General features: G+C 72.1%; 18 protein-coding genes. 7 read left to right on the top strand and 11 right to left on the bottom strand.

The window, feature by feature from the left end; genetic code table 11:
* Positions 1-171: 171 nt before the first annotated feature.
* The 3 genes from ACFYXU_RS15075 to ACFYXU_RS15065 all read left to right on the top strand — a co-directional run bounded on the left by ACFYXU_RS15075 (position 172) and on the right by ACFYXU_RS15065 (position 3,210).
* Complete coding sequence (locus ACFYXU_RS15075) at positions 172-1,113, top strand: LysR family transcriptional regulator (RefSeq protein WP_389406615.1); 942 nt, start codon at positions 172-174, stop codon at positions 1,111-1,113.
* A gap of 39 nt (positions 1,114-1,152) precedes the next feature.
* On the top strand, positions 1,153-1,515 hold the full coding sequence (locus ACFYXU_RS15070) for a DUF952 domain-containing protein (RefSeq protein ID WP_384565551.1): 363 nt from the start codon (positions 1,153-1,155) through the stop codon (positions 1,513-1,515).
* 222 nt (positions 1,516-1,737) lie between these two features.
* The gene (locus tag ACFYXU_RS15065) at positions 1,738-3,210 is read left to right on the top strand and encodes a multicopper oxidase family protein (RefSeq protein WP_389406614.1); all 1,473 of its coding nucleotides are present in this window, start codon (positions 1,738-1,740) and stop codon (positions 3,208-3,210) included.
* 30 nt (positions 3,211-3,240) lie between these two features.
* Here the strand turns inward: ACFYXU_RS15065 and ACFYXU_RS15060 are convergent, their stop codons facing one another.
* Together ACFYXU_RS15060 and ACFYXU_RS15055 are read right to left on the bottom strand one after the other, a co-directional pair.
* The gene (locus ACFYXU_RS15060; RefSeq protein WP_376514675.1) at positions 3,241-3,573 is read right to left on the bottom strand and encodes an ArsR/SmtB family transcription factor; all 333 of its coding nucleotides are present in this window, start codon (positions 3,571-3,573) and stop codon (positions 3,241-3,243) included.
* Entirely contained in the window at positions 3,570-4,016 is a 447-nt protein-coding gene (locus ACFYXU_RS15055; RefSeq protein WP_389406613.1) for an SRPBCC domain-containing protein, read from the bottom strand. The genes ACFYXU_RS15060 and ACFYXU_RS15055 overlap by 4 nt, the downstream gene beginning before the upstream one ends.
* A gap of 193 nt (positions 4,017-4,209) precedes the next feature.
* Between ACFYXU_RS15055 and ACFYXU_RS15050 the strand changes: the two genes are divergently transcribed.
* Entirely contained in the window at positions 4,210-5,598 is a 1,389-nt protein-coding gene (locus ACFYXU_RS15050; RefSeq protein ID WP_389406612.1) for an FAD-binding oxidoreductase, read from the top strand.
* Positions 5,599-5,645: 47 nt separating this feature from the next.
* On the opposite strand, the gene ACFYXU_RS15045 is transcribed toward ACFYXU_RS15050, so the two are convergent.
* Positions 5,646-6,380 (bottom strand): dienelactone hydrolase family protein, encoded by a 735-nt coding sequence (locus tag ACFYXU_RS15045; protein WP_389406611.1) that lies wholly within the window; start codon positions 6,378-6,380, stop codon positions 5,646-5,648.
* A 241-nt stretch (positions 6,381-6,621) separates the two neighbouring features.
* A complete protein-coding gene (locus ACFYXU_RS15040; protein ID WP_389406610.1) occupies positions 6,622-7,086 on the bottom strand; it encodes a VOC family protein in 465 nt (154 codons plus the stop codon).
* A 406-nt stretch (positions 7,087-7,492) separates the two neighbouring features.
* On the opposite strand from ACFYXU_RS15040, the gene ACFYXU_RS15035 reads away from it, so the two are divergent.
* Positions 7,493-8,065 carry an antibiotic biosynthesis monooxygenase gene (locus ACFYXU_RS15035; RefSeq protein ID WP_389406609.1) on the top strand — a complete coding sequence of 191 codons (573 nt, stop codon included), beginning with the start codon at positions 7,493-7,495 and terminating at the stop codon, positions 8,063-8,065.
* On the opposite strand, the gene ACFYXU_RS15030 is transcribed toward ACFYXU_RS15035, so the two are convergent.
* Positions 8,055-8,609 carry an SRPBCC domain-containing protein gene (locus tag ACFYXU_RS15030; RefSeq protein ID WP_389406608.1) on the bottom strand — a complete coding sequence of 185 codons (555 nt, stop codon included), beginning with the start codon at positions 8,607-8,609 and terminating at the stop codon, positions 8,055-8,057. The two genes, ACFYXU_RS15035 and ACFYXU_RS15030, sit on opposite strands and share 11 nt — an antisense overlap.
* A 134-nt stretch (positions 8,610-8,743) precedes the next feature.
* On the opposite strand from ACFYXU_RS15030, the gene ACFYXU_RS15025 reads away from it, so the two are divergent.
* Both ACFYXU_RS15025 and ACFYXU_RS15020 read left to right on the top strand, forming a co-directional pair.
* Complete coding sequence (locus tag ACFYXU_RS15025; RefSeq protein ID WP_389457942.1) at positions 8,744-9,232, top strand: winged helix-turn-helix transcriptional regulator; 489 nt, start codon at positions 8,744-8,746, stop codon at positions 9,230-9,232.
* Entirely contained in the window at positions 9,225-9,476 is a 252-nt protein-coding gene (locus ACFYXU_RS15020; RefSeq protein WP_389406606.1) for an EF-hand domain-containing protein, read from the top strand. The genes ACFYXU_RS15025 and ACFYXU_RS15020 overlap by 8 nt, the downstream gene beginning before the upstream one ends.
* Positions 9,477-9,524: 48 nt before the next feature.
* Here the strand turns inward: ACFYXU_RS15020 and ACFYXU_RS15015 are convergent, their stop codons facing one another.
* The 6 genes from ACFYXU_RS15015 to ACFYXU_RS14990 form a co-directional block, all read right to left on the bottom strand.
* Complete coding sequence (locus tag ACFYXU_RS15015) at positions 9,525-11,558, bottom strand: glycosyl hydrolase family 28-related protein (RefSeq protein ID WP_389406605.1); 2,034 nt, start codon at positions 11,556-11,558, stop codon at positions 9,525-9,527.
* Positions 11,559-11,595: 37 nt separating this feature from the next.
* Positions 11,596-13,200 carry a glycoside hydrolase family 13 protein gene (locus ACFYXU_RS15010; RefSeq protein WP_389406604.1) on the bottom strand — a complete coding sequence of 535 codons (1,605 nt, stop codon included), beginning with the start codon at positions 13,198-13,200 and terminating at the stop codon, positions 11,596-11,598.
* Between the two features lie 56 nt (positions 13,201-13,256).
* Positions 13,257-14,132 (bottom strand): carbohydrate ABC transporter permease, encoded by an 876-nt coding sequence (locus ACFYXU_RS15005; protein ID WP_329852808.1) that lies wholly within the window; start codon positions 14,130-14,132, stop codon positions 13,257-13,259.
* A 17-nt stretch (positions 14,133-14,149) separates the two neighbouring features.
* Complete coding sequence (locus ACFYXU_RS15000; protein WP_376514699.1) at positions 14,150-15,112, bottom strand: carbohydrate ABC transporter permease; 963 nt, start codon at positions 15,110-15,112, stop codon at positions 14,150-14,152.
* 85 nt (positions 15,113-15,197) lie between these two features.
* Positions 15,198-16,616, bottom strand: coding sequence for an extracellular solute-binding protein (locus tag ACFYXU_RS14995; RefSeq protein WP_376514701.1), 1,419 nt, complete (start codon positions 16,614-16,616; stop codon positions 15,198-15,200).
* A gap of 236 nt (positions 16,617-16,852) precedes the next feature.
* A complete protein-coding gene (locus ACFYXU_RS14990) occupies positions 16,853-21,139 on the bottom strand; it encodes a discoidin domain-containing protein (protein ID WP_389457940.1) in 4,287 nt (1,428 codons plus the stop codon).
* Positions 21,140-21,342: the final 203 nt, after the last annotated feature.

Here is a 21,342-nt window from a genome sequence, read left to right as displayed (position 1 = left end):
GGTCCCGCCCCTCCCTGGCTCCGGCCGCTCCTCGTGGCGCACCGGTAGGTCAGGGGACCGTACCAGCGAGTAGCCCCGTGCGCACCGGTCGCGGCGGGGGCCGTTCCGGACGGGGGATCCGATCGTCCCGGGAGGGGCTCCCACCGATAGGCGGGTCGTTAGGCTCGCTCCATGCGACATGAGGATTCCGATGGCGTGGTGAGCGGTCCCGCGCGTCCGGTCGGCGATCTGAATCTGCTGCGGACCTTTCTGGCCGTCCACCGCTCGGGTTCGTTCACCGCCGCGGCCGGGCTGCTCGGGCTGTCGCAGCCGACGGTGACCACCCAGATCCGCGCGCTGGAGCGGCAGACCGGCCGTGAACTGTTCGAGCGCCTGCCGCGCGGGGTCGCCCCGACTCCGGTCGCCGACGAACTGGCGGCCCGGGTCGCGGGCCCGCTCGACGCGCTGTCCGCCGCGGCCGGGCACGAGGCCGCGTCCCCGGAGCGGGCGACTCCCGTCCATCTGGCGGGTCCGGCCGAACTCCTCGGCACCCGGGTCCTGCCCGCGCTCGCCCCGCTGACCGCCTCGGGCGTACGGCTGCGGATCGGCCAGGGACTGACCGAGCCGCTCCTCGACGAGCTGCGCGCGGGCCGGCACGACCTGGTCATCGCCACCTTCCGGCCGCGCGGCCGGGCGCTGACCGCCGTACCGCTCGCGGACGAGGAGTTCGTGCTGGTCGCCGCGCCCGTGTGGGCGGAGCGGGTCGGGGACGGGCTCGGCCGCGAGGGGCCCGGGGCGCTCCGCTCCGTCCCCCTGGTCGCGTACGCCGAGGACCTGCCCATCACGCGACGCTACTGGCGGCACGTCTTCGGGGCGCGGCTCTCCCGCCCCGCCGCCCTGACCGTCCCCGACCTGCGCGGCGTCCTCGCCTCGGTCGTCGCGGGGGCGGGGTTCGCGGTCCTGCCGCGCTACCTCTGCGCCGCCGAACTGGCCTCGGGCCAACTCGTGCTCCTGCACGATCCGGAGGATCCGCCGATCAACACCGCCTACCTGGTCCAGCGTCCGGGCCGCCCGGACCACCCCGACGTGGTCCGTGTCCGGGATCTGCTGATCGAGGCGGGACGCTCCTGGTGAGCCCGGGGAGGCGTGAGGGGCTCCTGCTATAACCGGACCATGATCTACCACGTCGTGACGCCCGCCGATTGGTCCGCCCGGCCGGAGGAGCCGTACGTCCCCGCGTCCCTCGCGGAGGACGGTTTCGTCCACTGCTCACCCGACGAGGCGACCACGCTCGCCGTCGTCAACGCCTTCTTCCCCGAGGCCGCCGGGCCGCTCCTGGTGCTCCTCCTCGACGAGGGCCGGCTCACGGCGAGGACGGAGTGGGAGGCGGCCGATCCCACCCCGCCTCCCGGCGTCTCCGGGGAGACCCTCTTCCCGCACGTGTTCGGTCCGCTCGACCGCGCCGCCGTCGAGGCGGTCCTGACGGTCGTCCGGGACGGGGACGGCCGGGCCACCGGCCTGGTGACGGCGGGCTGACTCCCCGCACGGAGTACCTGGTACGGCTCCGGGCCGGAGGGCCGCAGCACCCGGAACCACGGCGCGAGGGGCGACTCCTGACGACGCGCCGGGGCCGCGGGGGCTCCGCCGCCGTGTGCGGTTCCCGCGACTCTCGGTTAGACCTGGATCACGGGGTGTCGGCCGGTCTGCCGGGAGCCCCTCGTCCGGCGTCACTGCCGACCACCTCCCGGGAGGAAGTCGATGATCAGCCGTCGCAGCGTGCTCGGCGGGGCACTCGCCGCCGCAGGCCTGCCGCTCCTCGCCCCCGGCTCTCCGGCCGGGGGCGAGGCACACGCGGTGGAGGGCCTGCCCCCGGCGGGCCCCCGCCGCGCGCCCGACCCGGTGCCGGCCGCGTTCACGACGGCCATGCCCGTCCCGCGCGTCCTGCGCCCCCTCGCCTCCACGGGCGACGTGGACTGCTACGAACTGACGATCCGCAAGACCACCGCCCAGATCCTCCCGGGCCTCTCCACCGACGTCCTGACCTACGACGGGCACTTCCCCGGACCGGTCATCCACGCCCGCTCCGGGCGCCGGGTCCTGGTCCGTCACCACAACGGGCTCCAGATGCCCGTCGCCGTCCACCTGCACGGCGGGATGGTCCCGCCCGCCTCCGACGGCAACCCGATGGACGTCTTCGCCCCCGGGACCTCGCGGACCTACACGTACACCAACCGGCAGCCGCACGCCTCGCTCTGGTTCCACGACCACGCCCACCACATGGAGTCCGAGCACGTCTACCGCGGTCTGTCGGGCACGTATCTGCTCACCGACGACCTCGAGCAGAGCCTTCCGCTGCCGAAGGGCCAGTACGACGTCCCCATCACGCTGCGCGACGCCCGCTTCGACGAGAAGGGGCGGCTGGCGTACACGATGGCCGACCGGAACCGCACCACCCTCCTCGCCAACGGCCGGCCCACCCCGTACTTCCAGGTAGCGGCCCGCAAGTACCGCTTCCGGCTGCTCAACGGCGCCAATCTGCGGATCCTCGCGCTCGCCCTGTCCGACGGCACTCCCCTCACCCAGATCGCGTCCGACGGCGGGCTGCTCGAACGCCCCGTCACCGTGCCCGTCCTCACGCTCTCGCCCGGCGAACGGGCCGACGTGGTAGTCGACTTCTCCCGCTACCCGGTGGGCACCCGGCTGGTCCTCACGAACAGCGGTCCCGGCGGCAAGCCCGAGCAGGTCGGCAAGGTCCTCCGCTTCGACGTGGTGCGGACCGCCGAGGACCCCAGCAGCGTGCCCCGGGTGCTGCGGCACCTGCCGCCCGCGTCCGCGCTGGCCGCCCCGGCGGTCACCCGCCGCATCGAGCTGAGCATGGACGAGGACGGGCGGCCGGACCCGCGGGGGTTCGTGAACGGGCGGCTGTACGACCCCGATCGCGTCGACACGACCGTGGCCTTCGGGTCCTCCGAGATCTGGAACGTCGTCAACACCAACAAGCGCGTCGCCCACAACTTCCACATGCACCTGGTCCAGTTCCGGGTCCTGGAGCGCGGCGGCGTGCCCGCGGGCCCGACCGAGGCGGGCCTGAAGGACACGGTCCGGGTGATGCCGGGCGAGACGGTGAAGCTGCACGTGACGTTCGACGGGTTCCGCGGCGACTACGTGTACCACTGCCACATGCTCGACCACTCCGCCATGGGCATGATGGCCACCTTCCGGGTCAGGTGAGGACTCCCCCACCGGGCCGAGCGCGGCGGATCAGCCGTCCTCGGCGATCCGCTTGATCGCGGCCAGGCGGCGGTCCCAGTCGGAGGCGAGCGCCGCCATCCAGCGGGCCGTCGCGTCCAGGGCGGCCGGGCGGACCGCGTACCGGACCTCCCGGCCGACCCGGGCCGCCGTGACCAGGCCGGCCGTGTCGAGCACGGCGAGGTGCTTGACGACGGCCTGGCGCGAGACGGGCAGCCGGGCCGCGAGGGAGGTCGCGGTGGCCTCGCCCTGCTCGGCGATCAGGTCGAGCAGGGCGCGCCGGGTCGGGTCGGCGAGGGCCCCGAAGACGCGGTCGGCGGGGTCGCTCACGGGTTCCTCCGTCACGCGGCGGTCTCTTCGGAGCGCTTCTTGAGGGCGTCGAACACCTGCGGCCAGCCCCCCGAGTTGTCGCGCACCGCCCCCGCCCGCAGCTCCTCAGAGCCGGCCAGCGAGGCGAAGCCGCTCTCGACGACCTTGAGGAGGGTGCCGGGCCCCTCCTGCGAGAGGGTGAACTCGACGAGCGTGCTGTTGCCGTCGGTCAGCTCCTCGCCGGGGAAGGCGCTGGCCCAGCGGTAGGCGAGATACGTGGGCGGCGCGACCTTCTCGACCCGTACGGGAAAGTCTCCGTACCGCGGGTTCCGCGCGACCATGGTCTCGCCCTCCCGTGCCACGGTCCCGGGCAGGCTCGCTTCCTCGGCCACCCAGAACCCGGGCTGGGCGACCAGGGTCCACACCCGCTCCAGGGGCGCGTCGATGTGGATCTCGCGTTCGATCCGGTCCTCACTCATGGGACGTCCTCTCCGCGTGGGATGCGCTTGGCGGCGAGCGGCCGGCGCATTTTTTCGTGCAACTCCAGAGTTGCACATCGCCCCTACGGGGTGCAACCGGAAGGTTGCACGTCATCGCTCGCGGGCGAGGTGCGGCGGGGAGAGACTGAAGGAGTAGCGCGGCCGGCCGACAGGGGTGCCCGGAGGAGTGGTCATGGGCGGCACGGCGGTGGAGAGCCTGCGCGAAGCGCTGCGCGGCGAGGTGATCGGCCCGGAGGACCTCGGGTACGACGAGGCCCGCGCGATCTACAACGCGATGATCGACCGCCGGCCGGCCGCCGTCGCGCGGTGCGCCGACACCACGGACGTCCGGACCGCGGTCCGCTGCGCCCGCGAGAGCGGCATGGACTTCACGGTGCGCGGCGGCGGGCACAGCGGCGGCGGCCTGTGCGTGACCGACGGCTCGCTGATGATCGACCTGTCCGGCGTCCGCTGGGTGCGGGTGGACCCCGAGGCGCGGACGGCCCTCGTCGGCGGCGGCAGCCTGCTCGGGGACCTGGACCACGAGGCGCACGGCTTCGGACTCGCGACACCCGCCGGGATCATGTCGACGACCGGCGTCGGCGGGCTGACGCTCGGCGGCGGGCACGGACATCTCACCCGCGCGTACGGACTCACCGTCGACAACCTCCTCGCGGCGGACGTGGTGCTCGCCGACGGCTCGGTCGTCACCGCCTCCGCGGAGGAACACCCCGATCTCTTCTGGGCGTTGCGGGGCGGCGGCGGCAACTTCGGCGTGGTGACCTCCTTCACGTACGCCCTGCACCCGGTGGACACCGTCGGCCTGGCCGTCACCCTGTGGGAGCCGGAGCACATCGGGGCGGTGCTGCGCTGGTACCGCGAGTTCCTGCCGGCGGCGCCGGAGGACCTCAACGGCTTCTTCGCCGTCCTGACCGTCCCGCCGGGGCCACCCTTCCCGGAGGAGATCCACGGCCGGAAGATGTGCGGCGTGGTGTGGTGCTCCACGGGCGCGACGGACGAGGAGTCCCTCGCGAGGACCTTCACCCCCGTCTCCGACCCGGCCCCGCCCGCCTTCCACTTCGCGACGCCGGTCCCGTACCCGGCCCTCCAGTCGCTCTTCGACGAGCTGATCCCGAAGGGCCTCCAGTGGTACTGGCGCGGGGACTTCTTCGACCGGATCACGGACGAGGCGATCGACGTGCACCGCACGTTCCTGGAGAACCTCCCGACGGACCTGTCGACGATGCACCTCTATCCCGTCGACGCGGCAGCCCACCGCCCGGACCCGGCGGACACGGCCTGGGCCTACCGGGACGCGGTCTGGTCCGGCGTGATCGGCGGCATCAGCCCCGAGGCGTCCGAGGCGGGCACGGTCCGGACCTGGGCGGTGGACTACTGGGAGGCGCTGCACCCGCAGTCGATGGGCGGCGCCTACGTCAACTTCCTCGGCGCGGACGAGTCCCGGGACCGGGTCCGGGCCACGTACCGCGGCCACTACGACCGGCTGGCCGACGTGAAGCGGACGTACGACCCGGACAACGTCTTCCACCACAACCAGAACATCGCCCCGGCGGGGAGCTAGGGGGCGGAGCCAGGGGTGCCTTCAGGTTCGGTCTCCGGGTCGGAGCCTCAACAGGTGTCCAGAGCGCGGCCGAGGAGGCGGAGCAGGTGGTCCCAGTGGAGCTTCGACGCGGCGGGGTCGAAAGCGTCGGTGTCGGCCATGGTGAAGCCGTGGACGGTGCCGGGGTAGATCTCGGAGGTGTAGTCGATACCCCCGGTGTCGAGGACCTGGTCGAGTTCGGCGAGGGCCGCGGGCGTCAGGTCGGTTTCGGCGTGGCCGAAGTGGACCCGAGCGGTGAGGCGCCGCAGGCTGTCGGGCCCGGCGGCGCCCACGGGGGCGTGGAATCCGGCGACGGCGGCCACCTGGTCGGGGTGGGCCACGGCGGTGCGCACCGCCAGGAGGCCGCCGATGCAGTAGCCGGTCACCGCGACGGGGCCCGAGCCGACCTCGCGCCGGGTGGTGAGGAACCTGAGGTAGGCGTCGGCGTCGCGGAGCGTTCGTTCGACGGTGTGCGCCTCGATCAGGGGCATCAGCCGGCCCATGACCGCGGTCCGGGCCTCTTCCCCGATGTGCGCGGGAAGTTCGACCACAGGTGCCGGGCCGTGGCGGTAGAAGACGTGGGGGACGAGCACGTGGTAACCGTGGCCGGCCAGTTCGCGGGCCATCTCCCGCAGCACGGGCCGGATGCCGAAGCCGTCCGCGTACATCAGCACCCCGGGGTGCCGCTCGCCGTCGTCGGGGAAGGCGGCGAAGGCGTCGGCATGGCCGTCGGCGGTGGGAATCCGCAGCGTCTCGGTGGGCATGAACTCTCCTGTCGTGGTTGATGTGTTCTGTGATCAACACGACAGAGGTGGAGCCCGCGCGGCGGCGTGGATTCCTCGATCGAACAGCGGGCTCGTACCGGCCCGCACGGCGCTCAGAAGGGCACCGGGTCACCGATCCGTGTGTGGCGCAAGGCCGTCCCGGTAGTGATCCCGGCAATCTGGTCCATCGAACAGAGCCGACGCCGGCACCCCGGTCCACAGCGCATTTCCGACACGCGCCCTAGTCCGACCCCATCACCTCGATGGCCCGCCTCTCCATCTCCTCGGGGGTCATGTCCTCGACGTGCGTGGAGAGGTTCCAGCGGTGGCCGAACGGGTCCTCGAACTGGCCGGTGCGGTCGCCGTAGAACTCGTTCTTCACCGGGGACAGTTCCTTGGCCCCCCGGGCCAGGGCGTCCGCGAAGACCGCGTCGACGTCCTCGACGTACACGTGCAGGGTGACGGGTGTGCCGCCCACGGCCTTCGGGGAACGGAAGTTCATGCCCGGGAACTCGTCCGCGAGCATGATCAGCGAGTTCCCGAGCTCCAGTTCGGCGTGGCCGATGGTGCCGTCGGGCGCCGGCATCCTCATGCGCTCGGTCGCGCCGAACACGGCGACGTAGAAGTCGATCGCGGCCGCGGCTCCGTCGACGCAGAGGTACGGCGTGACGCGCGGATATCCCTCGGGAATGGGTGCGACGGTCACCGGTCTTCCGCCTTTCCGGACTGGGGCGGTCGCCACCGACCGCCGTGTGCGACCACTGATATCCCGGACCCCGGGGTGACGGTCCGGCGCCGCGCGGCGGCCCGGGGCCGAATCAGCCTGACGGCCGGGTCCCGTTCCTCGGGCTCGGGATCGTCGTCGTACCGGAACAGACACATCGGATGCTCCTCGGCAGGGGAAGTCGGATCCCCCGAAGGCGGGGAGGCGATCGGGGGCGGCACCGAGTCCATCCCCGGTCCGGGGCCGGCGCCACCGCCCCTGACGCCCTCCTGACGAGGTGCGGCCCGCTCCGTACGCGCCCTTGACGCACAGCCCCACCCGGGCGCGGTCCGGGCGGCCGGAGGCCGCGTACAGTGGGGGCGGCGCGACGTGATCACCAGGAGTAGCAGTGACCGCGGTCAGCCTTGAGCACACCACCGTCCCCGCCGACACCGGCGAGGTGACGCTGCTGATAGCCCGCCGGGTGGAGCCCGGCCACGAAGCCGCCTTCGAGCGGTGGGCGCGGGGCATCCTCGACACCGCGGCCAGCTTCCCCGGCCACCTCGGATACGGCCTCTTCCGGTCCTCCGGCGGCGACGCCCCCTGGTTCCTGGTGCACCGCTTCCGGGACGCGGCGGCCTGCCGCGCCTGGCAGGACTCCCCCGAGCGGGCCTCCTGGTTCGCCGACTGCCGGGGACACCACCACACGGAGATCGCGCGGCGCACGCTCACCGGGATGGAGACCTGGTTCGCCAAGCCGGGCTCGACGCGTCCCGCGCCGCCCCGCTGGAAGATGGCGATCAGCGCGACGCTCGCGATCTACCCGATCTCGGTGCTCGGCGCCCTCTTCCTCACGCCCCGCCTCACCGACCTCCCCGTGCTGCTCAGCAGTGCCGTGGTGGCCTGTGTCTTCAACGTCCTGATGACGTACGTGGCCATGCCCTCCGTCAGCAGGCTCCTGCGCGGCTGGCTCACGCCGTAGGGCCCGGAGGTGCCCCCGCCGCCAGGGCCGCCGGGAGGCCGTTCAGCCGCAGGCGGGTGGCGCCGCGCAGATGCGGGAGGTCGTGGGCCGGTTCCGCGGAAGGGGTCAGGAAGACCGCCTGCTCGGTCCAGCGCAGGCGGGTGCCGTCGCCCTCCGGACGCAGCTCGACGGTGACGAGCGACGACCACCGCGGCACGTCGTTCACCGTGGAGGTGTACGCGAAGACGATCCTGGCGTCCGGTGTGATGGCGAGGTACGTGGAGGCGTAGGCGAGCCGCTCCGGCTCCGCGTCCGGCACGGGGAACTCGCTGGAGGCGACCTCGCCGCCGCCCACACGGAAGTCGTGCCGGTACTCAGCACGGCGGCCCGGCATCCGGAACCACCGGCGCCGGACCTCGTCGTCGGCGAACGCCCCGAACACCGCGCCCGGGGAGGCGGCCTGCCGGGACTGGACCGTGAACGTGTCGTGCCGCGCCTCCGGCGGGAGACCACCGGCGCGAACGACGGCCGACGGGGCCGACACGGGGGATTCGGGGACGGACATGCTCACCTCGTGCGATGGGGAGTATCGGGGCGGGCCCCGTGGTTGCCCTCCGTATGTAACGGGGGTGCGCCGGTGTCCATCAAGGCCCCTCCGATACGCACTTCGAAGTCAGCGACACAGAGGAAGGGCCTCCCTTGGACTCCCCGCCGCGCCCCGGTCCGCCGCCCGCCGGGCCCTCCCCGGAGTGCGCGGCGACCATCACGCTCGTGCGCGACGTGCTCTCCCGCGTCGGGGACCGGTGGACCGTCCTGGTCGTCACGGCGCTCGCCGACGGGCCGCGGCGCTTCAAGGCCCTCCACGACCGGATCGACGGGATCTCCCAGCGGATGCTGAGCCAGACGCTGCGCGCGCTCACGCGGGACGGGCTGGTCACCCGGACCGCGTACGCCGAGAAGCCGCCTCGCGTCGAGTACGCGCTCACCCCGCTGGGTCGCTCGCTCACCGGCGCCGTCGGCCACGTCGTGGGGTGGGTGCGGGATCACCAGGGGGAGATCGTCCGGAACCGCGAGGTGTTCGACGGGCCGGGCGAGGAGGCAACCCGCGGGGCGGCCGGCGCGTCCTTCTGCACAGGACTGCCGGCGGGAGCCTCGCCCGGCCCATCTGACGGGACACGCGATGAGTGACAAGGCCCGCATCCTCTTCGATGCGCTCGACCTCGACCAGGACGGCACGCTGACCCGTACCGAGGTCATCCGTGCCCTGCGGGAGAAGGGCCCCACCCTGGCGGCCCGGGGAATGATCCCCTTCTGGGGCGTCGGGGACGTCGACGACTCCGCCGCGCTCTTCGACGCGGCCGACCAGAACGGCGACCGCGTCCTGAGCCCGGAGGAGTTCGCCGCGGTGGTGGACCGGCGCTTCGGCTGGTGACCTCCGGCGCCCGGTCCCGTCCGCCCCGAGGGGCCCCGCGCCCCGGGGTCAGGACCAGGGCGCGGGGGCCGGGGGTGCGACGACCGGCGGCCGGTCGTCGCACGTGAGGGTGTTCGGCAGCAGCCAGGGGGCGAGCCAGCCGCCGTCGTTGCCGCCGAGGTCGGCGAGGGTGAACTCCGAGCCGGTGGCGGGGAAGTGGAACGATCCGCAGTTGTTGACGCCGACGGCGCCGACGTTGCGCGCGTCGACGTTCTCGAAGGTGGCGGAGCCCTGGGTGCGGGCGCTGAGCACGGAGTTGCCCGTGCCGTCGACGCGGATGTCCTTGAAGTGGACGGACGGGATGCCGTAGAGGTCCTTCACCCCGTACTCGCTGACCAGCATGATCGCGTTGTGGGTGGAGTCCAGGTAGTGGTCCCCGGTGACGCGGACGTCGGCGTCGATCGAGCCGTCCAGGGCGTAGAGCCAGAGGGCGCCGAGGCCGATCTTCCAGTTGAGGTCGAGCGTGCCGGCGCGGACCGTGGTGTTGTCGGTGAAGCGCAGGGCGCCGGTGAACGGCTCGGCGCCGAAGCGGGCGCCCGCGTGGAGCGCGCTTCCCTCGCGCACCGGATCGGCGACGAGGTTGCCCGCGACGGTGGTGTCCGCTCCCCCGTAGACGGCGATGCCGTTCGCGAGGACGGGTGACTGGACGGTGTTGCGGGAGACGGTGTTGCGGGCGTCCGCCGTCTTCTCCGACCAGAGGGCGATGCCGTCGTCGCCGGTGTTGCGGACGAAGTTGTTCCGGACGAGCGAGTCGGTGACCCCGGTGTGGAGGTTGAGGGCGTCGGCGATCTGGTCGGTGATCACGTTGTTCGTGACCCGCAGGTTCCGCAGGGGGCCGTCGAACCAGAGGCCGACCTTCGTGTGGTGCAGGTAGAGGCCGTCGACCGTGGAGTCGCCGAGGGCCCCGCCGATCGCGTTGACCTGGTCGGTGTCGATCCGCTCGCGGACGTCCCCCTCGATCGCGAAGCCGGACAGGTGCACGTTCCGGCTGCCGCCCTCGGAGGCGGGTCTGCCGTAGAGGCCGACGCCGGTGTGCCGGGAGCCGTCGGGGGCGGGCTCGGCCAGGGCGACCTCACGGCCCTTGAGGACGGTGTGCCAGTTGCCCGCGCCGACGATCGTGACGTCGTCGACGACGATGTGCCGGTCGACCCGGAAGGTGCCCGGGGGCAGGTAGACGGGGCGGTCGACCTTGCGGGCCAGGGCGATGGCGCGCTCGATGGCGGGGGCCGCGTCCCGGCGCCCGGTGGGGTCGGCGCCGAGGGCGCGGACGTCGATGCCGCCGCGCTCCACGTGCGGCGGGGCGACCAGTTCGGTGTCGAGGAGGTCGATCACGGTCCACGCGGCGGGGCTGCCGGCCGGGACGGTGAGCCGGATCCTGTCGCCGGCCCGGTGGGTGCCGCCCAGCAGGAGCCGCTGCTCGTCGTAGAAGCGGGTGGGCCGGAAGGGCGTGTCGAAGGTGGGCGCGGGCGTGGTGGCGGCGGGCACGCAGGAGCACTCGGTGAGCCACCAGTCCGGGTGCAGCGGACCGGCGCCGGGGTCGTTCGTGAAGGGGTACTGGTTGTAGAGCCAGGAGTACTGGGAGGTCAGCGTCATGGTGCGGCGGTGCCGTCCGTCGACGGCGACGTCCAGGGGGGCGGTGATGCCGCCGCCCCCGGCGGCGTCCGGGATGCTGTAGCGGACGGTCAGGGCGTTGGCGGCGCGAGGCAGGGTGAACTCCACGTACTGCCCCGGGACGAGCCGGACCGCCTTCCGGCCGGAGGCCTCCGAGGGAAGCGTGTACGGGGTGCGGTCCGGGCCGATGACGGTGCCGTTCGTGCGGGCGTTCTCCGCCTCCTGCTCGTCGAAGGCGACGGTGGCGCCGCGCCCGGCGACCAGGGCCGGGTCGAGTCCGGCGCGGGTGACGACGGGTCCGCTGGCGGGGGCTCCGGCGGCGGGCCGGGCGGGGGCCGCCGCCGCCCGCGCGGCGGGGGCGGTGGTGAGGGCGGTGCCGAGGGCGAGGAGGGCGGCGGCGAGCGCCGTCGCCCTCCCGTACGGGTGGGCCATGCGGGGCTCTCGTTTCTCTCGGGGTGGCGGGGGCGGCTCAGGCGCGCAGCCAGGCGGCGGTGTCGGGCGGGAGGGCGCCCGTGGTGCCGAGGGGCCCGCTGGCGAGGAGGAGCTCGTCGTGGGCGGGGAGGTCCACGGGGGCGTCGGAGAGGTTGACGACGCAGGTCAGGCCGCCCGCGCGGGTGAAGGCGAGGACGCCGTCCGGGGCGGGGAGCCAGGTGAGGGGTCCGTCGCCGAAGCCGGGCACGGTGCGGCGCAGTCCCAGCGCGGTGCGGTAGAGGGTGAGCATGGAGCCTGGTTCGGCGGTCTGCCGGTCGACGGCGTAGCGGGCCCAGTCGGCGGGCTGCGGCAGCCACGGCTCCGTACCGGTGCCGAAGCCGTACGAGGGGGACTCGGCCTCCCAGGGGAGCGGCACCCGGCAGCCGTCGCGACCGGGGTCGGTGCCGCCGGAGCGGAAGTGCATGGGGTCCTGGATGCGGTCGCGGGGGACGTCGGCCTCGGGGAGGCCGAGCTCCTCGCCCTGGTAGAGGTAGACGGAGCCGGGGAGGGCGAGGGTGAGGAGGGCGGCGGCGCGGGCGCGCCGGGTGCCGAGCTCCAGGTCGGTGGGGGTGCCGAAGCGCTTCGCCGCGAAGTCGAAGGCGGTGTCGGCGCGGCCGTACCGGGTGGCGGTGCGGGTGACGTCGTGGTTGCAGAGCACCCAGGTGGCGGGGGCGTGGACGGGGGCGTGTTCGGCGAGGGTGTCGTCGATGGTGGCGCGGAGCCGCCCGGGTTCCCAGGGGCAGGCGAGGAAGTTGAAGTTGAAGGCGGTGTGCAGTTCGTCGGGGCGCAGGTAGCGGGCGAAGCGCTCGGCGTCGGGGAGCCAGACCTCGCCGACGAAGACGCCGCCGTAGGTGTCGGCGATGGCCCGCCAGGAGCGGTAGACGTCGTGGATCTCGTCCTGGTCGATGTACGGGTGGGGGTCGACGCCCTCGACGAAGTCGCGGAGGCCGGGGTCCTTGGTGAGGAGGGCGGCGGAGTCGATGCGGACGCCGGCGACGCCCCGTTCGAACCAGAAGCGGAGGACGTCCTCGTGCTCGCGGCGGACGTCGGGGTGCGACCAGTTGAGGTCGGGCTGCTCGGGGGTGAAGAGGTGGAGGTACCACTCGCCGTCGGGGACGCGGGTCCAGGTGTCGCCGGAGAACTGGGAGGGCCAGTCGTTGGGCGGGAGTTCGCCGTGTGCGCCGCGGCCGGGGCGGAAGTGGAAGCGGGCCCGTTCGGGGCTGCCGGGGCCGGCGGCGAGGGCGGCCCTGAACCAGGCGTGCTGGTCGGAGACGTGGTTGGGGACGATGTCGACGATGACGCGGAGGCCGAGCTCGGCCGCCTCGGCGATGAGCTTCTCGGCCTCGTCGAGGGTGCCGAAGGCGGGGTCGATGGCGCGGTAGTCGGCGACGTCGTAGCCGCCGTCGACCATCGGGGAGGCGTACCAGGGGGTGAACCAGACCGCGTCGACGCCGAGTTCGGCGAGGTGGGGCAGTCTCGCCCGGACGCCCGCGAGGTCCCCGGTGCCGTCGCCGTCGCCGTCGGCGAAGCTGCGCGGGTAGACCTGGTAGATGACGGCGTCGCGCCACCAGTCGGCGGTGCGGGACGGGTTGGGGGCTGCCACGTGAGGGTCCTTTCGGGCAGGGGTGTGTGCGATGGAGGTGCGGGGGGGCGGGCGGGTCAGCCCTTGAGGCCGCCGGCGGTGAGGCCGCTCATGATGTTCCGCTGGAAGATCAGGAAGACGACGAGCGTCGGCAGCGCGGCGATGGTGAGGGCGGCGATGAGGATGTTGACGGGGACCCCGTTGGAGAGGGAGTAGATGCCCACGTTGAGGGTCTGCTTGCTCGGGTCGGGGAGCGTCAGCATCGGCCAGAGGAAGTCCTTCCAGACGCCGACGACGGCGAAGATCGACACGACGCCGAGGATCGGCCGGGAGATCGGCAGGACGATCGACCGGAGGACGCGGAGGGGTCCGGCGCCGTCGATGGAGGCGGCGTCGAGGAGTTCCTTGGGGATCGAGTCGAAGAACCGCTTCAGCAGGAAGATGTTGAAGGCGTTGGTGACGGACGGCAGCCAGATCGCCCAGGGGCTGTTCAGCAGGTTGCGTTCCACGATCGGCACGTCGAGCACGGTGAGGTACTGCGGCACGACGAGGACGGTCGCCGGGATCATCAGGGTCGCGAGCATCATGCCGAGGACGGCCTTGCCGAGGACGGGGCGCAGCTTGGACAGCGAGTAGGCGGCGGCGACGTCCAGGACGAGCTGGAAGGCGAGGGCGCCGAAGGCGTAGTAGAGGGTGTTGAACAGGAGGGTGGCGAGGTCCATGACCTCCCAGGCCCGGGTGTAGTTCTCCGGGGTGAAGGTGCCGGGGACCAGGGTGGGCGGGGTCTGGATGACTTCCTGGGCGTCCTTGAAGCCGCTGGAGACCAGCCAGTAGAGGGGGCCGAGGAAGACCAGGGTGAAGAGGAGCAGGACGAGGCCGAGGACGATCCGGTAGGCGGCCCTGCCGCCGGGCCGGGCGAGCGTGGCGGGTGCGATGAGCGTGCGTGTGGACATGTGTGTCTCCCCGGGTCCTACTCGTCCTCGGTGCGGCTGAGCTTGACGTACGCGGCCGAGAACCCGGCCAGGAGCACGAGCAGCATCAGGCCGAGCGCGGCCGCGGCGCCGTAGTTGTTGAAGCTGAAGGCGTACTGGTAGATGAGGTAGACGACGGTGGTGGTGGATCCCTCGGGTCCGGCGCCGCCGGTGAGCAGGAACGGCTCGACGAAGACCTGCATGGTGGCGATGACCTGCATGAGCAGCATCAGCGAGAGGACCAGCCGGGTCTGCGGGACGGTGACGTGCCAGATCTTGCGGAGGAGGCCGGCGCCGTCGAGTTCGGCGGCCTCGTACAGCTCGCCGGGGATCGACTGGAGCGCGGCGAGGTAGATGAGGGTCGCGCCGCCCATGTTCATCCAGGTGGAGGCGATGACGACGGCGAGCAGGGAGATGTCGGGGTCCTGGAGCCACTGCTGCGCGGGGAGGCCGAGGAGGTCGAAGAGCTCGTTGAGGAGGCCGTAGCCGGGGTCGTACAGGTACTTGAAGAGGAGCACCGAGGCGACCGGGGGCAGCATGACGGGCAGGTAGACGAGGAGCCGGAGGTAGCCCTGGGCGTGGCGGAACTCGTTGATGACGAGGGCCGTGACGAAGGGGACGGCGAAGCCGAGGACGAGCGCGAAGGCGGTGTAGAGGACGGTGTTGCCCCAGGCCTGCCAGAAGGCGGGGTCGTTCGCGACGGTCCGGAAGTTGTCGAAGCCGACCCAGGTGCTGCGGCCGCTCTCGGTCTTCTGGAAGGCGAGCAGGAACTCGCGGATCATCGGGTACCAGGAGAAGACCGCGAAGCAGAGGACGGCGCCGATGAGGAAGCCGTGGGCGGTCAGGTTCCGCCGGACGGCCTTGGCGAGGTGCCCGGTGGCCGGGCGGGGCTCCACCTCGCGGGGTGGGGAGGGGAGGGGGTCCGCTCCCGCCTTGCTCGGGATCGTACGGAGGGCCGGCATCGTCGCTCCTTGGTGCTGGGGGTGCCGCGGCTGAGGGTGCTGGCGGGCGGGGCGGACCGGGCCGGTCCGCCGCCGCCCGGGCGGGTCACTGCTGGGACAGGACCTGGTTGACCTGGGTCTCCGCGGTGGCGAGGAGCTTGTCGACGTCGGCGTCCTTGTTGGTGAGGAGTCCGGACATCACGTTGTCCAGGACCTTGTAGACCTCCTGGGCCTTCGGCGGCTCGGCCTTGCCGGCGACCGGGTTGTCCATGAAGGACTTGAAGTTGGCCACGGGCATGGTCGCGTTCTGGACGCGGCTCGCGTCGTCCGTGCTCTTGGAGGCGTTCAGCCAGAAGTTGGGCTGGGGGACGCCGACGGGGAGGCCGTCGGCCTTCGTGCGGGCCCAGTCGAACTGGCCCTTGCCGACGGTGAGGTTCTTGTAGGTGAGCCAGGCGACGGCGGCCTTGATCTTGTCGGGCGAGATGCCCTTCTTGACCATGTAGTTGTTGCCACCGGCGAGGGTGTTGCGGCCGCCGGGTATCGGGCCCATGCCGAAGTTCTCGTACTTCGCGCCGAGCTGCTGGACCATGTAGGCGATGTCGTCGGGGGCGGCGAGGAACATGCCGAGCTTGTCGGTGGCGATCTGCTTCTGGAGGTCGCCCCACTTCAGCAGCTGGGTCTTGCCCATGCTGTCGTCCTCCCAGCGCATGGCGTGGAGGTTCTTCGCGACCTGCTTGCCGGTCTCGTTGTTGAAGGCGGCCTTGGTGCCGCTGGGGTCGACGACGTCGCCGCCGAGGCTGTACATCTGGGCGGTGAAGTGCCAGCCGCCGGTGTTTCCGGCGCTGTACTCGCCGAAGCCGGCGATGCCCTTGCCGAGGGCCGCGATCTTCTTGGCGGCGGCCCGGACCTCCTCCCAGGTGCGCGGCGGGTTGTCGGGGTCGAGGCCGGCGTCCTTGAAGAGCTTGCGGTTGATCAGCAGGCCCATCGTGTAGTTGCTGGTGGGCAGGCCGTAGAGCTTGCCGTCCTGCTTGAGGGAGCCGAGGACGTTCGGGTCGATGTCCTTGAGGAGCGGGACGCTCTTGTCGGTGACGTAGGCGCTGATGTCGGCGGCGCCGTCCTCGGAGAGGACCTGCGGCAGGTCGGTGAAGTAGGTGTAGAAGACGTCCGGCTGCGACTTGGCCTTGAGCATCGCGGTGAAGCGCGGCGGCTCCAGGCACTGGCCGGGGGTGGAGCGGCCCTCGATGGTGACGTTGGGGTAGGTCTTGTTGAAGGCGGCGACGTCCTCCTTCCACTCCTTGAGCTCGGCCGCCTTGGCCGCGGGCGGCATGCAGTCGATGGTGAGCGTGACCTTGGTCTTGGGGTCGAGCGGCGCGGAGGGGTCGGAGGACCCGCTCGTCCCGTCGCCGCCGTTGCCGTTGTCGCCGCTGCTGCTCGTGCCGCAGGCGGCGAGGGCGGTGAGCGTGAGGGCGGAGACGAGGGCGACGGCGGCGGGTCGGCGGGTACGGCGGAGCCGGGCACTTCTCATGAGTGGTCCCCTTCGGGCCTGGACGTGGAGGTCACCCCGACTGGGGTGCGTGGTGGGTGGGGTGCGCCACACTCAACCACCGACGACAAGTGAACGCAAGATATCGCGCTGATTTCGTAAATGCTCGACAGTGAAGCGCAACCCCGCATGTGGGAGGCGTGCCGGAACGGCATGCGGGTGAGGCCGGCGCGGACCGCCCGAAGCGGTGCGCGCCGGCCTCACCGGGAGCCGTGGGGCTACGGATTGACGTTGATCCTGAAGGTGGACGTGGTGTTGCGGACGTCGACGGCGTTGCCGCTCATCCGCAGCCCGTTGAAGGTCACCTCGCCCACCGCCGGGCCCTGGCCCGACTCGGGCAGCTCGTTGGCCCACAGGCCGAAGCCGGACTTCGCGTCGAAGGCGTCACCGCTCTTGCGCGCCCCGGTGACGGAGACGTCACTGAAGACGGTGTCCTTGATCGGGAACTGCGGCTGGCCGCCCACGTAGTTCGTCTGGAACATCACCCCGCTGTAGGTGGGGTCGACGATGTCGACGTGGTTGACCCGGATCCCCTGGAAGACCTTCGAGGCGGAGAAGACCCAGATGCCCGGGAAGGTCTGCGCGCCCCAGAAGTGCCCGCCCGCGCGGACGATCGAGATGTTCTCGAAGGTCGTCGGACCGGTTCCGAATCCGTTCATCGGATAGCCGAAGTCCAGGGAGGAGATGGTGATCCCGGAGTAGACCAGGGTGTCGGCGATGTGGATGTTGCGGAAGGTGTTGTCGTAGCCGCCGTAGACGGCCACGCCCGCCGCGCGCCAGGTGAGTGTGCTGGTCAGGTTCTCGTAGACGTTGTTCTTCATGTCCGCGCCGCCCGCGTCGATCGCCGAGAACAGCGCGAAGCTGTCGTCGCCGGTCGCCCGTGCGTCGTTGTTGGTCACCAGGTTGTCCGTCGACCCGTTGGTCATGTTGACGCCGTCGGCGAACAGGTTCCGGATCCGCGAGTTCTTGATCGTGATCCGGTCGGTGTTGGCGCCCCAGTAGAGGCAGACGAAGTGCTCGTTCCAGATGTCGTCGATGACGATGTCCGACACGTTCGCGAAGTCGAAGACCTTGCCCGGACCGTCGATGCGCGAGGTGTAGTTGCCGAAGTACGCGAAGCCCTTGAAGAGCGAGCCCTTCGCCGAGGCCTCGGCCCGGAAGCCGACGTCCGTGTTGTCCTGCGTCGAGGGCGCGCGGAAGGTCGTGTACCAGGGCCCCGCGCCGACCACCTTGACGGCCTTGCCGTACACCTGGAACTTGCTGGACGTCTGGTAGTCGCCCGGCGGCAGGTAGACGCCCACCAGGGCGCCCGTGGTGTCCATACGGACCCGGTCGAGGGCGTTCTGCACGTCCTGGTGGGTGAAGCCCGCCGGGACCGCGTACGCGGCCGGGTCGGGGTTCGCCACCGGCGCGACCTGCTCCAGGTTCACGAAGTCGATCGCGTACGTGGAGGTGTTCGCGGCGTCCTTCTGCAACCGGATCCGGCTGCCGGCCGGCACGGTCTCGCCGAGCATCAGGCGCGCCTCGTCATAGATGTGCCGGGGCCCGCCCGCGCCCGGCGCGTTGCCGGGGGCTGTCTCGGAGCCGTACAGCCAGGCGTACTTCGAGGTCAGCGGGAGCGCCTTCTTGAACACCCCGTCGACGTAGACGTCGATCGTCGAGTCGATCCCGCCGCCGCCCGGGGCGTCCGGGATCGAGAAGCGCGTGACCAGGGTGTTCGTCGAGGCCCGGGTGGTGAACTCGACGTACTCCCCCGTCGCGTCCAGGTTCACCGCCTTGCGGCCGGACGCCTCGCCGGCGATGTCGCCGACCGTCCGGTTCGGGCCGACGACGGTCGCGCCGCCGCCGGGGGTGCCGTCCTCCGCCTCGTACATGTCGTACGGCATGTTCGCGCCGCGCCCGACGAAGAGCGGCTGGGAGGCGGTGTTGTTGCTCCGCTTGACCGGCAGCTCGTTGGCGTCGTCGGCGAGGACCGTGCGGACCGTGTACGAGCCGTTCGCCGCCGTCCACGGGCCGAGGTTCACCTCCGTCTGCGCCCCGGCGGCCAGCGCGCCGCTGTAGGAGCCGCTGAGGGTCTTCACGGTGCCGCCCTGCTGGTTCAGCAGGGTGAGCGTGACCGCGTGGCTGCCGCCCGCGGTGGCGACCGTGCCCTGGTTGCGGACCGCGACCTTGAAGGTCACGGCGTCACCCGCCGCCGGGCTGGAGGGCGAGGTGCCCACCGAGGCGACGACCGGGTCCGAGCTGTCCACCGGCCGCACCACGAGCGCGCTGGGGCTGGTGTACGTGTTGTCGGTCTCGTTCTGCTCGACGACCTGGTCCGCCTCGTCGGCGACGGCGCTCAGCTCGTACGAGCCCGCGTCGCGGGCGCCGATCGCGGCCGTGACGGTGGTCTGGGCCCCGGCGGCGAGCGCGCCGACCGCGGCGGTGGCCACCTTGGTGCCGCCGAGCCGCACGGCGAGGCTGCTGGCCGGAGCGGCGGCGCTGCCGTCGTTGCGGACGGTGGCGCTCACCGTGATCGGGTCCGACTCGACGGGCGAGGCGGGCGAGACGGTCAGCCCGGTGACCCGCAGGTCCGGGTTGGGCGCGGGCACGCCGATCACCTGGAACTCGGCGATCTGACCGGCGGGAGCGCCGGTGTTGGCGGTGATCCGGAGCTGTACGTCGGCGGTCCGGGCGGTGAGCGGGATCGTCACCTGGTTGCCGCCGCCGGGGTCGAAGGCGTAGCTCTTCGCGGCGACGAGGCTCGTGAACGCGGTGGCGTCCTGCGCGCGGCCGAGGACCTCGATCGTCTGGGAGCGGGCGCCCCAGGAGGTGTCGGGGTTCAGCTTCAGGACGAGCCGGTCGAGGTCGGCGTTGGCGCCCAGCTTGACGGTGAGGGTGTTCGGGTAGCTGCCGCCCGCGCCCTCCCAGTAGGTCGCCGTGCTGTTGTCGTTGGCGTTGGCCGCGACGAAGGTGTGCACGGTGGAGGAGGCGCTGATCGCCTTGGAGACGGCCAGGTTGGAGCCGGCGCCGCCGCTGCCGTTGCGGGTGACGGCGTTGCTCGCGCCTGAGGCGTTGCCCGCCGCGTCCTTGGCGCGGACGGTGTAGGTGACGGTCGCGGAGGCGGGCTGGGTGTCGGTGTAGGTGGTGACGTTCCCGGCGACCGTGCCGCGCAGGACGTTGTTGGCGTAGACGTCGTAGCCGGTGACGCCCGTGTTGTCGGTGGAGGCCGTCCAGGTCAGGCGGACCTGGCCGGAGGCCGGCTCGGTGTAGGCCAGGTTCGCGGGGGCCGTCGGCGCCTGGGTGTCGCCGGCGTCGCCGGTCCGGGTGACGGTGTTGGAGTCGCCGGACTGGTTGCCGGCCGCGTCGCGCGCCCTGATCCGGTAGGACACCGTCTGGTTCGCCGGGCGGTTGTCGGTGAAGGTGGTGACGTTCCCGGCGACGCTGGTCAGCAGGGTGCCGTTGGCGTAGACGTCGTAGCCGGTGACGCCGGTGTTGTCGGTGGAGGCGCTCCAGGTGAGGCGGATCTGCCCGGAGGCCGGCTCGGTGTAGGCCAGGTTCGCGGGGGCCGTCGGCGCCTGGGTGTCGCCGCTGGTGGGCCCGTACACCTCGAACTCGGAGAACTGGGCCGCGCTCTGCACCGTGTTGGCGGTGACGAGGACCCGGACGTACCGGGTGGTGGTGGCGCCGAAGGTGACCGTCGCGCTGCGTCCGCCCGCCGCGTCGAAGGCGTAGGCCTGGGCGGCGGTCAGGTCGGTGAAGGACGTGCCGTCGGTGCTGCCCTGGATCTTCAGGGTCTGGCTGCGGCTCTCCCAGCCGTCCGGCAGCCTCAGCACCACCCGGTCGACGCGGAGGGCGGCGCCCAGGTCGGCCTGGAGCCACTGCGGGAAGGCGCCGCCGGCGCTCTCCCAGTACGTGGCGCGGTTGCCGTCGTTCGCGTTGGCCGCCGCGTAGGTCTGGGTGGTGCTGCTCGCGGTGAGCGTCTTGCCGGCGGCGAGGTTCGGGGAGGTGCCGTCGGCGCCGTGCACCTCCAGTTCGGAGAGCTGGGCGGCGGTCCAGCCGCTGTTGGCGGTGATGTCGACCCGTACGAAGCGGGCCTGGGCGGCCGGGAAGGCGATGGTGACGGTGTTCCCGGCGCCCGGGGTGAAGGCGTACGTCGCCGAGGACTTCAGGGTGGTGAACGCGGTGCCGTCGGCGCTGCCCTGCACGGAGAGCGTCTGGTTGCGGCTCTCCCACCCGGCCGGGAGCCTGAGCACCACCTCGTCGACGCGGGTGGCGGTGCCGAGGTCGGCCTGCACCCACTGCGGGAGGGCGGAGCCGGAGCTCTGCCAGTACGTGCCCTGGTTGCCGTCGGTGATGTTCGCGGCGCCGTACTCGGCGAGCGCGCTGCTCGCGGCGGCCGTGTCGCCCAGGGCCAGGTTGGGACCGCCGGCCGCGTGGGCGGCCATCAGCGGACCGCCCAGCGCCAGGAGGCTCGTCGCGATCGCGGCGCCCAGGCACCGTGATCTCCAGTTGCGGATCCTCATCGCTCCTCGTTCTCTGCATGGAGGGGGTGACGTCCAGAAATCGCGCCCGAATGTCAATTCTTTGCGCGGGACGCTCAGAGAGTTCCAGAGGATCGTGAGACCGTCTACCGGTTGCGCGGGACGAGTTGAGAAGCCGTCAGGAGCGGTGCGCGGGCATGCCGGAGCGGCGGCCCGCGGGGTGCGGACCGCCGTTCCGGGCGGTT

The sequence above is a fragment of the Streptomyces sp. NPDC002232 genome (assembly GCF_042890295.1).
Lineage (GTDB): Bacteria > Actinomycetota > Actinomycetes > Streptomycetales > Streptomycetaceae > Streptomyces.
This window is presented reverse-complemented; position numbering and strand designations above follow the sequence as displayed.

Excerpts from the sequence above, each read along its gene's own strand:
- ACFYXU_RS15020 (WP_389406606.1), top strand. The coding sequence starts at position 9,225 with ATGAGTGACAAGGCCCGCATCCTCTTCGATGCGCTCGACCTCGACCAG.
- ACFYXU_RS15075 (WP_389406615.1), top strand. The coding sequence starts at position 172 with ATGCGACATGAGGATTCCGATGGCGTGGTGAGCGGTCCCGCGCGTCCG.
- ACFYXU_RS15055 (WP_389406613.1), bottom strand. The coding sequence starts at position 4,016 with ATGAGTGAGGACCGGATCGAACGCGAGATCCACATCGACGCGCCCCTG.
- ACFYXU_RS15045 (WP_389406611.1), bottom strand. The coding sequence starts at position 6,380 with ATGCCCACCGAGACGCTGCGGATTCCCACCGCCGACGGCCATGCCGAC.
- ACFYXU_RS14990 (WP_389457940.1), bottom strand. The coding sequence starts at position 21,139 with ATGAGGATCCGCAACTGGAGATCACGGTGCCTGGGCGCCGCGATCGCG.
- ACFYXU_RS15000 (WP_376514699.1), bottom strand. The coding sequence starts at position 15,112 with ATGCCGGCCCTCCGTACGATCCCGAGCAAGGCGGGAGCGGACCCCCTC.
- ACFYXU_RS15065 (WP_389406614.1), top strand. The coding sequence starts at position 1,738 with ATGATCAGCCGTCGCAGCGTGCTCGGCGGGGCACTCGCCGCCGCAGGC.
- ACFYXU_RS14995 (WP_376514701.1), bottom strand. The coding sequence starts at position 16,616 with ATGAGAAGTGCCCGGCTCCGCCGTACCCGCCGACCCGCCGCCGTCGCC.
- ACFYXU_RS15070 (WP_384565551.1), top strand. The coding sequence starts at position 1,153 with ATGATCTACCACGTCGTGACGCCCGCCGATTGGTCCGCCCGGCCGGAG.
- ACFYXU_RS15015 (WP_389406605.1), bottom strand. The coding sequence starts at position 11,558 with ATGGCCCACCCGTACGGGAGGGCGACGGCGCTCGCCGCCGCCCTCCTC.
- ACFYXU_RS15030 (WP_389406608.1), bottom strand. The coding sequence starts at position 8,609 with ATGTCCGTCCCCGAATCCCCCGTGTCGGCCCCGTCGGCCGTCGTTCGC.
- ACFYXU_RS15005 (WP_329852808.1), bottom strand. The coding sequence starts at position 14,132 with ATGTCCACACGCACGCTCATCGCACCCGCCACGCTCGCCCGGCCCGGC.
- ACFYXU_RS15050 (WP_389406612.1), top strand. The coding sequence starts at position 4,210 with ATGGGCGGCACGGCGGTGGAGAGCCTGCGCGAAGCGCTGCGCGGCGAG.